The sequence below is a fragment of the Haloferax larsenii genome, assembly GCF_024730625.1.
Lineage (GTDB): Archaea > Halobacteriota > Halobacteria > Halobacteriales > Haloferacaceae > Haloferax > Haloferax larsenii.
This window is the reverse complement of record NZ_CP078063.1, coordinates 1,163,046-1,177,336: the sequence shown is the minus strand read 5'-3', so window position 1 is coordinate 1,177,336 and position 14,291 is coordinate 1,163,046. Positions and strand designations below refer to the sequence as shown.

Sequence of the window (14,291 nt, the reverse complement as noted above, 5' to 3'; positions counted from 1 at the left end):
CGGCTGTCAGTACCTCGATACCCGCGTGGTAGCGATAACTCCGGGCATCGTGGTCATCTTCGCCATCATCCTCCTCGCGTTGCTGTTCTTCGCGACGGAGCCAGTTCCGGTGGACGTGACGGCCATCGGCGTGATGGTGACGTTGATGTTGGTCCAGCCAGTCTCGGAGGCACTCGTCTCGGTCGGACTGCTCGGCGCACCAATCGTCTTCTTCGAGTCGTATCCAGGTGACGCGCTGTCTGGCTTCGCCAACACGGCGACGCTGACCGTTCTTGCGATGTTCATCCTGAGCGAGGGCGTCCAGCGAACGGGCATCATCCAACTGCTCGGGGCGAAAATCGCGTCGTTCACCGGCGACGACGAGTTGAAGCAACTCGGCGCGACGGTCGGTGTGGTCAGCCCAATCTCGGGGTTCATCAACAACACCGCCGCCGTCGCCATCTTGCTCCCGATGGTGACCGACCTCGCAGAGCGCGGGAATACGTCGCCGTCGAAGCTTCTCCTGCCGCTTTCGTACGCCTCGATGTTCGGCGGGATGTTGACCCTCATCGGAACGTCGACCAACATCCTCGCCAGCGACGTGTACTCGCGTATCACCGGTGAGCCGGCCATCTCGATGTTCGAGTTTACCTCTCTCGGTGTGGTCGTCATGGTCGTCGGGACCATCTATCTCCTGACTGTCGGGCGGCGACTCACACCTGCCAGAATCGAACCCCAAAGCGACCTGACCGAGGAGTTCGAGATGGCGGAGTATCTGACCGAAGTCGTCGTCAGGGAGGACTCGCCGGTCGTCGGCCAGCAGGTACAGACCGCGCTCGTCGAGACGGACTTCGACGTCGACCTCCTGCAGTTGATTCGCGGCGACAGCGTCTTCCTCGAACCGCTCGGCCCGAAGGAGATTCAGGTCGGCGACGTGTTCACCGTCAGAACCGACCGCGACACCCTCGTCGAACTCCTCGACGTGGAGGGACTCGACCTCGTCCCCGTGACGGTCACGGAAGACGAACTCGAACTCGCAGACGAGGGACAGAACCTCGTCGAAATCGTCGTCGCACCGGGGTCCTCACTGCTCGGTGAGACGCTCACCTCTGCGAGTTTCAGACAGCGATACAACGCGACCGTCCTCGCGCTCCGGCGTGGCGGCGAACTCATCCGCCGCCGAATGGACAACCTCCCGCTTCGCGTCGGCGACACGCTCCTCATTCAGGGGACCGCCAGCAGCATCGAGCGCCTCGACAACAACCGGAACTTCATCGTCGCACAGGAAATCGAGCGTCACGACTACCGCGAGTCGAAGATTCCCGTCGCCGTCGGCATCGTCGCGGGCGTCGTCGCCCTCGCGGCACTCGATTTCGTCCCCATCGTCGTCTCGGCACTCATGGGGGCGCTTGCGATGGTCGCAACGAAGTGTCTCCGACCGCCCGAACTGTACGACGCCGTCCAGTGGGACGTTATCTTCCTCCTCGCGGGCGTCATCCCGTTGGGCATCGCCATGGAGACCTCGGGCGCGGCCGCCCTCCTCGCCGAGCTGGTCGTGATGTCGGGGACGTTCCTCCCGCTTCTCGGCGTGCTCGGGGTGTTCTACTTCGTGACGGCGCTCCTGACGAACATCATCTCGAACAACGCGAGTGTCGTGCTCATGATTCCGGTCGCCATCGAGGCGGCGACGACGTTGGGCGCGCGGCCCTTCTCGTTCGTCCTCGCGGTGATGTTCGCTGCCTCGACCGCGTTCATGACGCCCGTCGGCTATCAGACGAATCTGTTCGTCTACGGTCCGGGCGGGTACAAGTTCACGGACTACATTCGCGTTGGCGGCCCGCTACAGTTGGTTCTCGGCATTGTGACGACCCTCGGGGTGGCGTATTTCTTCCCCCTCACCTGAAAATCGAGGAACGAAACCCTTTACTCCAAGACGGGGAGAGACGTATATGCGGGACCGTGGGTTAGCCTGGTATACTTCGGGCCTTGGGTGCCCGTGACCCCGGTTCAAATCCGGGCGGTCCCATACCCATTAAGGGGAATTCGGCTAATTTTGCCGGTTTTAACAGCCAACAGAGGTGGTTGGCGTGATGCCCCTATTCACCGAGGCGAAGCCTCGGGAGTGCGGGCACTGCGGCCGCCACGTCACCCACGATTTCTGTCGCGTCTACGGCGACTCCGACGACCGCGTACACCGCTGCCGGAAGTGCGACACCACCGTCCGCATACAACAGGGGTCGGCAGCCGGTCGTAACGTTCGGACACCGGACCCTCAAACGTCGCCCGGTCGCCACGGCAACGAACCCGAGAGGTGGTCGCAGTGAACCCCGTCGGGTTCGTCCGTGCCTCGACGCTCTACCACGTCGAGAGCCGGACGACTGTTCGCCACCCCGCGTTCGACGCGACTGACGAGGACGTTCGTCGCGCGGTCGGAGGTGACGGCCGGTGAGTCGCGGAATCGACTTCGGGAAAGCAGTGATGAACTACCCGGGAGCGAAAGCGCGACTTGCGCCGTGGATAATTGACCACCTTCCAGACCACAACACCTACGTCGAAGTCTTCGGCGGCTCCGCAGCGGTACTGGTCCACAAACCCGAGTCGGTCAACGAGATATACAACGATGTCGACGACGACCTGATTACTTTCTTCGAGGTACTCCGCGATCGTCGAGACGAGCTACTCGACTGGCTTCGTCACACGCCCTACTCGCGGAGACTGTACAACGAGTACGCAGACGACTACCACTCAGATAACCATCCAACTGACCCGGTAGTTCGAGCAGGTCGCTACTGGTATCTCGTTCAGGCGGGTTTCAACGGAGACCTCACAAAGCGCAATTCGTTCTCCACGTCAACCTCTGCGCGAGGGTACCCGAGCGATTCGCAGGGACGAAATTACCATCGGTCGCGTGAACGCCTCGAAGCGTTCTCACGTCGATTCCAAGCAGTCACCATCGAATGTCTCGACTGGCGCGAAGTCATCGACCGATACGACTCAGATACGACGGTATTCTACGTTGACCCGCCGTATCTCGCAGTCCGTTCAGAGGGCTACTATCCGAACCATGGGATTGACCACGACGCTCTCATTCAGAGGCTCGCGGACATTCAGGGAGAGGCAGTCATTTCATACGGTGAGCTTCCTGAGTACCCCAGCACGTGGGACCTCCGCGAGAAGACGGTCACTTCGACGCTCTCCCGAGGCAACGGGGAAGACAAGGAATGTCCCGAGCGATTGCTGCTGACGTTCAATCCCGACGAAGCGCCAGTATTCCGGGACGGCGAACAGCGTAACCTTAGCTCCTTCAAGAGCGCGGGAGGTGAGGAGCGGTGAGCATCCAGACGACGTACTTCTCGGCGCTCACCCACGAGAAGGTCAAGGTCACTGGCGACGCCCGCCTCTTTAGTCTCGTTCGGCAGCCTGCCGACTGGATTACCGACGTTGTTGACCGGAACATCTCCGCATTAGCACCGCCGGATGAACTCCTCGAAGCGTACAAGAAAGTCGAGAACGCCGCGCGAGACGCCGGGGAAGACGAACCGCAGGCGGTCGCGTGGCGGTCAGTACAGTTCGAAGAACGGTTCCGTGAACAGCTCTCAAAGCCCGGCCCACGGCAAGTCCTGAAAACGCTCGTTGAAGACGCTCGGGCAGCACCCGTCTGGTTAGTCTGCTACGAAGCCGACGACTCGTACTGTCACCGTCGTCTCGTCGCGGAAGAAGCTCGGTATCTCGCCCGCGAGGAGCTTCCTACGCGCCCGCACCTCAACGATGCCTGTTCGACGGGGTATCACACTCTCATCGCCGACGGGAAGGGGAGACACACGAAGTCCTGTCTCTGGTGCGGTCTCTCCGCGCAGACCATCTATGACTACCTCGGCCACCACGGAGGTGAGAAGGCGTGAGCCGTCCTGCTCGCTTCGAGACGCGCGGGGACGGGTACGAACGCTGGCGGTCGTGGGACCCCGTAGAACGGAAGGAGCGGTACGTCTACGTCCACCAACTCCTCTGCATCTCGGACGGTGCGGACCCGCACCTCGTCTTCTCCAACGGTGACTACCACGTCCACCACGGGAACCGGATTCGGTGGGACAACCGACCCTCGAACGTCTCGCTGCTCGACTCAGAGAAACACGAACAGCACCACCGAAGTCACCGCGTCGCCGGTCGGCAGCGTGTCGCCCGTGCCGATGGAGGTCGCCGATGACGGTCGCCCCGTTCATCGACCCGCAGCCGCACGAGGGCGACGTTCACCTGATTTTCGACGAGTACGGACTGAAGCCGTACTTCGCGCTCGATAGCGTCAGGAAGGACTACGACGGCTGGCAGACGGCCGGGAAGCCTACTCGCAAGGTCAACTGGCGGAACCAGACGTGGCATCTCGCCTACGACTACGACGTGCAACCCATCGACCCCCGCGACCACGAGGACTACGACCTTCAGACGGTCCCGTTATTCCGAATCTACTTCGTCGCGGCTGATTCGCTGTACGACGACAAACCCGCCGACCAATCGGCACGGACCACTGGCGGCACGATGACGATTCGCCCGCGGTGGCCCAACATGACCAAGGACGGGAAGCCTGTTCGCGGAGTCCCGAACCTCGGTGGTCCCTACCTCGACGTGCAGATTCAGGCGTCGAACATCGACCACCATCTCTACCACGACCTCGTTCAGACCGCGATGGAAGCCTTCGGTGTGAGTCGTCAATACTTCCAGACGCCACACGAGATGAGCAACGTTCAGGACCTCGCCGTCTACGTCCGCCTCTCGCGTGAGCACTCGGGAGCTATCTACGCCCCGGATGGGCCAATCGCCCGAACTCACTCGGTGATGACGAGCGGTATGTCGGGATACCGGATGCACAAGGAGGACCACCGCAAGATACCGGGATTCTACGTTTCGACACACATCACCGACGAACGCGCCGGAGACATCATCTCCGGCCACCAGTACGGCAAAGAGGCCAAGCACTACTATCCGCTGCACCCCGAACAGTTCGACGAGGACCACCCACTCTACAACCCGAAGTTCGAAGTCTCACTTCAGACCAGCATCACCGACGAGACGGTCTACTGGTCCGACCTCGACGACGTGTTGCGTGAACTCGACGAGACGCTACTGAACTACCTCAACTGGGCTGGCCTCACCACCCGTGCCGACGAGGACGTGTTTGAGTCAGACGTACACTTCGATGCGGAGAGCGAGACGCGCCGCTCGCGCCGTCTCGTGGACTGTCCGCTGCCGGAAATCGAGGACGAACAGGAACACGTCGTGATGCGAATCTGGGGCGATATGAGGACATCTGACAGGGATTTCACTCGCAGCCTCATCGAGGACGGCGGCACACCAACGCGCCAAGAACTCGCCGAGCGAACCGGATGGAGCTACCGTACCGTTCGGCGGTACGTCAACAGGTGCGAAGCCATCGTGACCGACGCCGCGGGGAAGCTCGAAATCGGGAGTAAGCACATGCAGGAGATGCTCATCTCCCGCGTCCGCGCCGCTGCCGAGAACTTCGAGACCGCGATGGAAGACGCCGTGATGACCGCCGCTGACGCGGCTGCGGGCCGTCGTCGGTCGGAGTGGTCCGAGATGAAAAACCGGTACGCCGCCCGCGTCGTCGAGCATGACCGCCGACGCGACGAGATACACGTCGAGTATCGGCCGACCGACTGGGAGGACCGAACCGACATGCTCCGCGACATCAAGCGTGCGGCCCGCGACCGGTGGACATCGCTGCGCCAAGTGACCGTGACCTACCACGACCACCTCGGAGGTGAGCACACGACGGTCCTTTCCGACCTTCAACTCACCACTGGCAACATCACGAACCTCGACGTGCGCTCGATTCGAGAGAAGGTCGAGAGCGTAGACTGGGGCGCATGGAAAGCGGGCCTTCCACAGCCCACGAAGGACCGCGACGACACGTAGCGCGTGGCCTTGTGAGAGGCATCACTACCAACTCACCTTATTTTCGCTCTTGTTAGTCAGAAATCAGTTGTCGACAACTGCTTTCGAGACACATCCTCTCGAAAGATACGCTCGTTCCTTCCCGACTTCCTGGGCTTCAGCGATGCCCGGCGGCCAAGGGGTGGCCGCGCGTCGCTTAGCATGTGTGGCTAACGCCACCTAACCAAAATACACCGCACAGCTACGCACGCAGAACAGCGGACGCGTCGGTCCCGTGGACCGCGCGAAAAATTCTAAGACTCTGTTGGAATTATCGGACGGAGACAGTTTGTCGAAGTGGTTCCGAGTACAGTTGTGATAGGTTCCTACTCCTGTGTCTGTACTATTTCTCGACATGATTCGATGAATTTCACTAAGCCCCGCCCGACATCTCGTGAAACACTAATGAGAATCGTTTCCGACTCTGAGTATGGGAGTTGAATCACGCACGCATTCTCATGGTAATAGAGGAGAGCGCGACGTTCGCCGATAGGTTTGTTTTCGAGGGCAGGGGACATAGACGGACCCTCAAGACGGAACCGGTCTACGACCGCCGCGTACGTATCACTGGAATATTTCTGTTGCAGGTCGTTCCGGAGGTAGACGACTTCCCAACTGTCTTCACTCATCATGACAACTGTCCGGAGTCCATCACCTGCCCGCTCATGGACGTACTCGATAAGCTGCTCAACGGTGGCCCCAACCATATCATAAATACAATCCTGTCCTTTGAAAATATACTGGCGTAGTCATGTTTCTCTGCAACGAATACAGAGGTCTGATTTTTTAATTGGTGACAGAGTTTCCCACTTCCTTACTGGCCATTTCAGGAGAAGACACGGCGCGGATGAATTTTCACCTGCTTGCTCTCACGATGCCCACCAGCGCCGTAGAAGTTGAGCCGTAGTTTCGAGGCGTCCACCGAGCGAGCGTCAACGACCTGTATTCCGCGTCCACGAGCGCGGTATGGAATGAAGACGTACAGGCCACCGTGCTGCACCAGTCGCTCGTGGTAGTCCTCGAAAATCCGAAACCGCCCCTCTGTGCCATCAGCCCGGTTCAGCATCGCCGCTTTCGTCTCGACGGGCCTGCCGTCCGACGTGCGGGCGTCGTGCCAACTCGCGTGGTCGGCGTCGAGGTCATAGATTCGCCGCGCCGCTTCTTCCGCGAGCCGACCGTAGCGTGCTGCTTTCCGCGAGCGATTCATTTTCTTTGACCCACCGCCTCGGTTCGACGCTCGACACACGACTTTCGTCGAAAATCCCGGTTCGGTCGGGACCGGACCACCACCGGGGGCAGCCAGCAGCGCATCACTAGATAAGTAATTATACGCCGCTTGGGGGGTCCGTGGTGGTGGCGGTCGCGGAAGGTTAACGCCGTCACGCGGAATCACCTTCCGGGGCACTAACGATGTCTCGGTGGTCGCCACGCTTCCACTCGCGGACGCGATTCCCCACCCACGAATCTTTGTACGGCACGAGTTCGGCCGCGTCAGGGTAGCTCATGCCGTTTTCCTCGTCCCACGGCTTGCACGCTTTGATGGCCGTCGCCACGTCCTTCTCCCACGCGATTTGCGTGGGGTCTGGCGAGTCGTCCTGTTCGTCGCCGTCGTCGTCAAGCGTCACCGAGAAGTGAGACGCTTCGTGTTCGTCGTACTTCTCGCGGGTGTCCGTGACGCCCGTGAACTCGGCGGCTTCCTCGAACGAGTCCGCGCCACCCTCGGAGTCGAGGAACACGACGCGGCCGGGGTCGTTCCGAGTCGGTTTCACGAACGCACCAGACGCGAGTCGTCGAATCTCGGCCGCCGTGTCCTTCCGCGTGTGGCCGATGAGTAGGACGCTCCCGCGTTTCGCGTACTTGTCGCCGTCTTCCTTCTTTCGGACGTACTTCAGCGACTTCACGAACTCGTCGGTGACTGCCGCTTCAGCGCCGCGAGACGTGAGCGACTGCCCTGCCTCGTCGATGACTTGTAGCACCTGTCCGTCGGTCGAACCCATCGCGTCGAGCATCGAACCGGAGGATGTCGTAATCTTGTCTGCACCGTCCCACGCGACGTTCGCGAGGACAGTACCGCCCGTGAGGGAACCGAAGACGCGGGCCACGTCGAGAGCGAACGCGGTCTTTCCTGCGCCCGGCGGACCGAGAACGAGATAGATTGCACCCTCGTCGGCGAGTCGTTTCGCCGCCTCGACGATAGCCTCGGAGCCGTCGCGCTTCTGGTTGGTGAGGCCCACCATGCCCTGTAGCTGCGAGACGTTCCCCTCGCGGTAGGCACGGTCTGTCATCGAAGTCGCCGCCGACCGGACGATGTGGCGACCGACGTGAGTATCCAAGAAGTTCAGGCCGCGTTCTTCGTAGATAGAGCAGTATTTGTTGAGGAAGTCGAGTACGTCCGGGTCGTCAATCATCCCGGCGAACTCTCGAATCCACTCGTTGCTCTTGTCGCGGAGTGCGCCACGAAGGAACTCGCGGCCCTGTGCAGCCGCGTACACCGCCGAGTCGCCTTGCTTCCGACTGCTCATGACGAACTACCTCCGTCGTTGAGCAACGGGTCTGCGGGCGGGATAGCGTCTCTGTCGAGGTCGTCGTCGAAGACCATCCCCATGCCGTCGCCCCAGTCGTCTTGCTGGTCAGGTTCCGCCGCAGCGTCGAGGAGGTCGCGGAGGTCGCCGTTTTGGAGTCTTCCGGGCCGAAGTTCGTCGGGGAGTTCTGCGGTGATAATCTCGTCAACAGTTGGCTGGTCCGTAATCATCGGCGCGGATGGGTCGAGAGCGGCGTTTTGCGCCTCCATCGTGTCGTACTTCACGCGGCGGACGATGGCCGGGAGTGCCTGCCGAAGCTCTTGACCTCGACGAGCCGCCGGTTCGAGGTCGCCGCGAAGCTCCCCAATCACGTCGAGAACGTCGTCAGTGTCGTGCCTGCCGACGAGTGCAGAGCCGGGCACAGAACGCCGCCACGTCCCGACAGCGACGTTTCTGTCTGCATCGTAGGCGTAGCACTCGTACACCTCTCCGTGGGCCTGCTCGTGCGGATAGAGCGGCCCCCACTCGACCTGCATCTCGGCGAACTTGTCCGGCGAGAGCGACCAGCACGCGAGCGGGTCGTCTCCGTTGGCGTTGACCTGAACAAGACGGACACGCGGCGGGTCCGGTAGGAGGTCGTTGATTTTGCCCGTGGCGAACAGCGCACCGATGCCTGCGATGACGAGACCGGACGCTGCGAGCGGTGCCCACGCGGGGATTTCTGTGCCGCCGAACCACGCGAACGCCGCACCTGCTGCACCGAGCTTCAGCCAGTCGCTCACCATTCTCGCTCAACCTCCATCTCCTTCTCGTCGCGCTTGCGCTTCACCCAGTAGAACGTCCCTCCGGCGCTTGCAATGGCAGTCCCGCCGAGGAGCGTCTGGACTGTTCCGTAGTCAACAGGCGGTTTCCCGGTCTCGATGGCATCCGAGCGAATCGCTACGATACCGTCTGCGTTGCTCGATGAGACGGTGATTGCTGACGCACCGTTGATGTCCTCGGCGTGGAACTTGACGACAGTCTCGCCGGGGGTCAAGGTCATGCGACGCACTCGAGCTTTTCCGGCTGCCGGACCGTCTCCCTCGGTTAAGATTCGAGAGAGTTCACCAGCGTCCGTAATGGCGATTCTCGTCGGTAAGTCCGCCTGAACCGTCAGATAGAACGTACCGTTACTGAATCGCCAGTTCGTGATTCGCGTCGTCGGCGACAGGTCGATGGTCCGGGTGACTTCCGGCGTTGGTGCTGCGGTCGTGGTCGTGTTGTTCTCCGCTACGACCGTGCCGACGAGTGCGGGCGATGCAACTGTGATGAGTATGATGAGTGTAATTATTCGGCGCATAGTGCGGTCGAAAGGGTTGTTCGTGGTCGGTGCTACCCGCGGAAGACGACGATGAGCGCGACAGCGACGAGGACGATGATTGCCTTCGCTTCGCCGGTGAGGTTTCCGAGGTCGATACCACCACCGCCGGACCCAAGCGCGGCTTCCCGCTCTTCGATTTCCATGCGAAGTTCGGTGAGTTGCTCCTGCATTTCGAGCAGCTGGCTGGTGTTGGCGGTCTTGTAGACGTAGGTCGTCGTGTTCTGTGTCTGGATGTTGGTGCCATCTTTCGCCGTCATCTCGGTGACAGTGAACTCATCAGTGAGGTCCACTTTCCGACCGTCTGCGGTCGCTAAGAACACTGGACCGGAGATGTTCGAGGCGTTGTACGTCGTATTAGCCTGCCACGCGCCACCGGGCGCGCTGCGAGCCAGCACGAGACCCTGATAGGTCGTGTTCTGGTAGGTGACGTTCATCAGACCGGACGAGTTGAGGTCCGGCGTATCGAACCCCATCAGCGCGAGCGCCGCCGTCGACGAGTACAACGAGGACTCATCACCCGTCTGAGTACCGTACTCGAACATGGCGGTGTTGGCCGAAATCACGTCTGAGGCGTTGATTTGGCCGCTATCGTAGTCTTCCCACGTCGCGTTGACGAAGTTCTCGGCTTCGTCCTGAAGGTTCGAGTTCTTCGACTGGATTACCTGAAGGCGAGTCTTGTACCACTCGTAGTCGAAGACCTCCTGTTGGTCGTAGTTGCTGTTTGGTGCTTTGACCTTCAGCGCCCCTTTCAACGTGGTCTTCTTGTTGTTGTGGGGTTCCAGATTCGACAGGCTCCACGTCTCTTCGTCGCCGGTCGTGCCGAACCCTAACTGGTGATTCTTGACCGTCAGCGTCGTGTACGTCGTCGTGTTGCCGTTGACAAGCGTGTACGTCGCATTCGACCGTCCGGTAATCCAGAACTGTCCATCGTAGGAACTTCCGTCTGAGTGGTCGCCGTGAGCGTACAGGAACCGCTTAGACACTCCCGACTCGTTGCGGGCGACACTGGCGAGGTACGCCATTTCGCTGGCGTGTTGCGAAGTCGCCTCAAGGACGTTCCTCTGCTTGATAGCGTAGTAGTCAGCAATCGCCTGCCGTGCAGCGACTTGTGCCTCTAACTTCGTTGCACCGTTCTGGTAGGCTTCAGCGATAGCGACCTGCGCTTTCATCCACGCGACCGACTCGGAGTCGTTGAGGTAGTTGTCAACCGGAGCAACCCACGCCTCGTGCCCGGCCTTGGAACCGACTGCCCCTGAATAGATATCGACCTCTGTCTGGTTCGCGTCGATTTCTTTCATCTCCTCAATGGTGTTCGTCGTGTGAACCTCGCAGGTCCCGTGGGGGTCATCGACGCCGATGAAGAACCCGATGAAGTCGCGGAGGAATCCCGAGGGAGAACAGTCACCTGAGACTGTCTGTGCAGCCACCGGAGCCGCCGCCGAGGTCGTCACCAGCAGCACCACGAGGACGAGGGCGAGTACCTTCTTAGCTCGACTCACTGTCAAACACCTCAACGAGACCGAGCTTATCGGCGATGACGACCCCGCCCGCCGCACCGACGGCGAGCAACCCTATTTCGAGGTTCCCCCCGAGCAGGTCCGACAAGAGCGTGATGTCTGTGTTCGCGGCGAGACCGGCGTTGAGCGACCCGATACTTGCGCCGAGGATGGCGATGTTTTCGAGGTCGAGGTCTACGTCGTCGAACATTACAACATCCACCCGATTGCCATCTGCGCGGTGATAGAGACCGCCACGTAGGCGACTCCCCACAGGTCACGACTCTGTACGAACGAGGACACGTCTCCAACGAAAACCCAGCCGACCAGTAGGCCGACAGACGCGACGATGGAGTAGTAATAGTAGTCGTCGAGGTTCTTCGCCTGCTGGTGCAGGGAAGACAACTCGGCGTTGTCGTTCGTGACGATTGTGACACCCAGCGCCGCCAACGTGAGGAGCGTCGCAAGGGTAACGTCGTTGCCCGCCAGTTGGAACGCGACATCCGATAGCGTCACGTCGAACAGCGACCACGATGCGATTCCTGCCATTGCTGTGGTCCCGACGAACGTGGCGACGAGTGCCGCCGCATCCTCCGGGTCAAATTCCATCACTGACATGATACGAGAGCGACCGCCACCCGACCCGTCCTATCTCTCAGGGTTTTGGCTACGAGAGTGACACAGCAGGAACATTTTTATTGGGGCGGGTGGGCCGCCACGTGTACAATGTTCAGAAAACTGTGCGACAGAGAAGGTACACCAACCGTATCGCTCGACAAGGACGAACTGCGGATGGACGGCATCATCGACGAGTCGGGAGAAATCCCTGATAGCCAAGAGATGCACGTTCAGCGCGTCGGGAAAGGTGCGTATCTGGTTCGAGCGGTGAGCGCGAACGGGATTCCCGAACTTGACCGGGTGTTTCAGTCGTGAGTAGCATCGTGGAAGGGGGTCTTCGAGACCGTCTCACAGACCGAGAAAAGACACTAATCATCCTCAGCGCCGCGGTGATGTTCGTCTTTGGCGTTTGGGTCGGCATCTGGATTATCCCGAGCGCCGCCCTCGACGTTCCGATGAACTCGCACTACGACGGCAGACAGGTGGTAGATACACCAGCGTACCAGCCAGTGCCGACGTATCTCCCCATCGGGTCCCTCACTATCGTCTTGCTGGCCTTGTACGCCGCGAAGCACTTCTACTTTCGAGAGTCACCACCTGAACTCGCGGCGACTGACGGAGGTGATGACCGTGGCGAAGAGTCCGAGTCTGCTTAGGCCCGTGCAGACCCCCTGCTCAATTCCGACCCAATGGGGTGAGTCAGGATTGAGTGCCGAATCCCGATTGATGTATTTCATACCGTCTCCATCCAGACCAGCGGACAGTAGGGTACATCAAAATCTGAGCCCCTACAATCACCTACTCAACGACGTACGCAAACGGATACTATTCAGAGAAGAGTCAGTCAGAAACCGTACCTTTTGTGAGCCTCGTCGATGTCGATGATTTCGACTACACGGACTTCTTGCTTGGATTCGATAATATCGTAGAAGGCAGTGTGTGTCCGACCAATATGGAGTCGGTAGATCTCTTCACCGTCAACTACGATTTTCTCCTTGTCTCCAGAACCAGTGCCGGGGCGAGGAAATGGGTCTTCCTCCAGCTTTCGTAGGTTTTTCTTTACGATGCGTTTGCTCTTCTCGTCAAGCGCAGCAACGTACTCGCGTGCATCTTGTGCGAGCAGAATTTCATAGCTCATCGAGCGACGTCAGCTCCTCGCTGTCCGCCTCTCGGACCTTGCGTACCTTCTTTGCGAGTTGGCTCTGTTGGTGCTCCTGAATCAGCTCTGAGAGCAGATCGTCGTACGTTTCGCCTGCTTGCTTGAGTTCGTTCAATTCTTTCCATCTTTCTTCTGTTACTGGGATTCTTTTAGTGGCATTCGACATTGTCCTTGGTTTCCTTCTTTGATTTCATCCCCGTTTTCCAGGTATAATCCCATTATCCAGTGGGCCTGTTATTCGGAGAGAGGGACGAGTCCTTTTTTCAAGCAAACGGTTGCCACGCGCATGCCCTTTTTGGATCTCGTGTATAATCCTTACAACGCTTACAACCTAAATGCTTCGCCTGTGGGGTTTGACCTCCCAGAACAGTCATAACAAAGCAGGTTGCCGGTCTTCTCGGTGTGCCGAATCAACCAATCTTCGACCAGTAGCATCGTACAGAGGGGTCTTCAAGACCGACCCCACGGGGTAGCTCGCGAATGTATACGGTATCCTCGATGTATGCACACCGCCCGGCGAGCGCAGCAAGCGAAGTGCATAGAAATCGGGGCCAGACGCTCAGTGACTTCCACGACCTCGGCGGTGAAGGAAGCGCCACTAATAAAGAATCGACCAGTCAGCAACCCCAATTCCGCGGGTTTCGAACCCCGGTGCATACAATGACCAGTAGAACCAGCCTCAAACTCACCGACGAACGGAAACGTCTCTTCGAGAAAGCCAGCGAGATAGTCGCCGCCGACGAGACCGACGACCCACCACGCTCGGTGGTCCTCGACGCCGCGCTTACTCACCTCATCGAATCGAAAGAGAACATCGAAAAGGCACGCGGAGACGTTGACCCCACAACGATTCAGCAGGTAGCGAATACGTCAGTTATCGGGTTACGGTATCGCACGCGGGTAGAGAGTCGGTGGCGGTGAAATCAAGAAGCTCGGTGCGGAGGCCAGTAGTAATCTACTTCGTCAGAGGGGTCTGAATCGCTCTCTTCCTCTTCGTTTTTCTCCTCTTTGTTAGGTTTGATGTAGGCCTTAGTCAGGTCGTGAACCCCATAGCTAAGTGTTAATAAACCGATTAAAAATAGTGTGAAGAAACCAACTATCAAGTCCGAAGTGCCGTCCTGAACTAACAATACAACAAGTCCTCCGAATGCACCACCAACGATGTCCTGAGTCGCCTTGAATACCGGAATTTTACCGTCACTCATAGA

General features: G+C 59.5%; 20 protein-coding genes and 1 tRNA gene. 11 read left to right on the top strand and 10 right to left on the bottom strand.

The window, feature by feature from the left end:
- The first annotated feature begins 25 nt into the window (after nt 1-25).
- The 8 genes from KU306_RS06115 (at nt 26) to KU306_RS06080 (ending at nt 5,910) form a co-directional block, all read left to right on the top strand.
- Entirely contained in the window at nt 26-1,882 is a 1,857-nt protein-coding gene (locus KU306_RS06115) for an SLC13 family permease (protein WP_258303188.1), read from the top strand.
- Nucleotides 1,883-1,932: 50 nt separating this feature from the next.
- Nucleotides 1,933-2,005: transfer RNA gene (locus KU306_RS06110), tRNA-Pro, on the top strand.
- A gap of 64 nt (nt 2,006-2,069) precedes the next feature.
- Nucleotides 2,070-2,303 (top strand): DUF7563 family protein, encoded by a 234-nt coding sequence (locus tag KU306_RS06105; RefSeq protein WP_258303187.1) that lies wholly within the window; start codon nt 2,070-2,072, stop codon nt 2,301-2,303.
- Entirely contained in the window at nt 2,300-2,428 is a 129-nt protein-coding gene (locus KU306_RS06100) for a hypothetical protein (protein ID WP_258303186.1), read from the top strand. The genes KU306_RS06105 and KU306_RS06100 overlap by 4 nt, the downstream gene beginning before the upstream one ends.
- Nucleotides 2,425-3,312 carry a DNA adenine methylase gene (locus KU306_RS06095; RefSeq protein WP_258303185.1) on the top strand — a complete coding sequence of 296 codons (888 nt, stop codon included), beginning with the start codon at nt 2,425-2,427 and terminating at the stop codon, nt 3,310-3,312. The genes KU306_RS06100 and KU306_RS06095 overlap by 4 nt, the downstream gene beginning before the upstream one ends.
- Entirely contained in the window at nt 3,309-3,881 is a 573-nt protein-coding gene (locus KU306_RS06090) for a DUF488 domain-containing protein (RefSeq protein WP_258303184.1), read from the top strand. The genes KU306_RS06095 and KU306_RS06090 overlap by 4 nt, the downstream gene beginning before the upstream one ends.
- Entirely contained in the window at nt 3,878-4,183 is a 306-nt protein-coding gene (locus tag KU306_RS06085) for a hypothetical protein (protein ID WP_258303183.1), read from the top strand. The genes KU306_RS06090 and KU306_RS06085 overlap by 4 nt, the downstream gene beginning before the upstream one ends.
- Entirely contained in the window at nt 4,180-5,910 is a 1,731-nt protein-coding gene (locus KU306_RS06080; protein WP_258303182.1) for a winged helix-turn-helix domain-containing protein, read from the top strand. Before KU306_RS06085 ends, KU306_RS06080 begins: the two co-directional genes overlap by 4 nt.
- Before the next feature lie 344 nt (nt 5,911-6,254).
- On the opposite strand, the gene KU306_RS19120 is transcribed toward KU306_RS06080, so the two are convergent.
- The 8 genes from KU306_RS19120 to KU306_RS06040 form a co-directional block, all read right to left on the bottom strand.
- On the bottom strand, nt 6,255-6,557 hold the full coding sequence (locus tag KU306_RS19120; protein WP_484494626.1) for a DUF7522 family protein: 303 nt from the start codon (nt 6,555-6,557) through the stop codon (nt 6,255-6,257).
- Between the two features lie 197 nt (nt 6,558-6,754).
- Nucleotides 6,755-7,135 carry a PD-(D/E)XK family putative nuclease gene (locus tag KU306_RS06070; RefSeq protein ID WP_258303180.1) on the bottom strand — a complete coding sequence of 127 codons (381 nt, stop codon included), beginning with the start codon at nt 7,133-7,135 and terminating at the stop codon, nt 6,755-6,757.
- A gap of 172 nt (nt 7,136-7,307) precedes the next feature.
- A complete protein-coding gene (locus KU306_RS06065; protein WP_258303179.1) occupies nt 7,308-8,450 on the bottom strand; it encodes an ATP-binding protein in 1,143 nt (380 codons plus the stop codon).
- Complete coding sequence (locus KU306_RS06060; RefSeq protein ID WP_258303178.1) at nt 8,447-9,235, bottom strand: DUF8125 domain-containing protein; 789 nt, start codon at nt 9,233-9,235, stop codon at nt 8,447-8,449. Before KU306_RS06060 ends, KU306_RS06065 begins: the two co-directional genes overlap by 4 nt.
- Complete coding sequence (locus KU306_RS06055) at nt 9,229-9,789, bottom strand: DUF8063 family protein (RefSeq protein ID WP_258303177.1); 561 nt, start codon at nt 9,787-9,789, stop codon at nt 9,229-9,231. The genes KU306_RS06060 and KU306_RS06055 overlap by 7 nt, the downstream gene beginning before the upstream one ends.
- Before the next feature lie 32 nt (nt 9,790-9,821).
- Nucleotides 9,822-11,309: an Env/VP5 family phage fusion protein gene (locus KU306_RS06050; RefSeq protein ID WP_258303176.1), complete on the bottom strand. Its 1,488-nt coding sequence runs from the start codon at nt 11,307-11,309 to the stop codon at nt 9,822-9,824.
- The gene (locus KU306_RS06045; RefSeq protein WP_258303175.1) at nt 11,296-11,517 is read right to left on the bottom strand and encodes a hypothetical protein; all 222 of its coding nucleotides are present in this window, start codon (nt 11,515-11,517) and stop codon (nt 11,296-11,298) included. Before KU306_RS06045 ends, KU306_RS06050 begins: the two co-directional genes overlap by 14 nt.
- The gene (locus tag KU306_RS06040; RefSeq protein ID WP_258303174.1) at nt 11,517-11,924 is read right to left on the bottom strand and encodes a DUF8023 family protein; all 408 of its coding nucleotides are present in this window, start codon (nt 11,922-11,924) and stop codon (nt 11,517-11,519) included. The genes KU306_RS06045 and KU306_RS06040 overlap by 1 nt, the downstream gene beginning before the upstream one ends.
- Before the next feature lie 108 nt (nt 11,925-12,032).
- On the opposite strand from KU306_RS06040, the gene KU306_RS06035 reads away from it, so the two are divergent.
- A complete protein-coding gene (locus KU306_RS06035) occupies nt 12,033-12,239 on the top strand; it encodes a DUF8053 family protein (protein ID WP_074792776.1) in 207 nt (68 codons plus the stop codon).
- Complete coding sequence (locus tag KU306_RS06030; RefSeq protein WP_258303173.1) at nt 12,236-12,580, top strand: type II secretion system protein M; 345 nt, start codon at nt 12,236-12,238, stop codon at nt 12,578-12,580. The genes KU306_RS06035 and KU306_RS06030 overlap by 4 nt, the downstream gene beginning before the upstream one ends.
- A 188-nt stretch (nt 12,581-12,768) precedes the next feature.
- Here the strand turns inward: KU306_RS06030 and KU306_RS06025 are convergent, their stop codons facing one another.
- Complete coding sequence (locus tag KU306_RS06025; protein ID WP_258303172.1) at nt 12,769-13,062, bottom strand: type II toxin-antitoxin system RelE family toxin; 294 nt, start codon at nt 13,060-13,062, stop codon at nt 12,769-12,771.
- A 681-nt stretch (nt 13,063-13,743) separates the two neighbouring features.
- Here KU306_RS06025 and KU306_RS06020 point away from each other — a divergent pair.
- The gene (locus KU306_RS06020) at nt 13,744-14,004 is read left to right on the top strand and encodes a DUF7386 family protein (protein WP_258303171.1); all 261 of its coding nucleotides are present in this window, start codon (nt 13,744-13,746) and stop codon (nt 14,002-14,004) included.
- 2 nt (nt 14,005-14,006) lie between these two features.
- Here KU306_RS06020 and KU306_RS06015 read toward each other — a convergent pair whose 3' ends face one another.
- Nucleotides 14,007-14,288, bottom strand: a complete 282-nt coding sequence (locus KU306_RS06015; protein ID WP_258303170.1) for a hypothetical protein — start codon at nt 14,286-14,288, stop codon at nt 14,007-14,009.
- Nucleotides 14,289-14,291 lie beyond the last annotated feature (3 nt).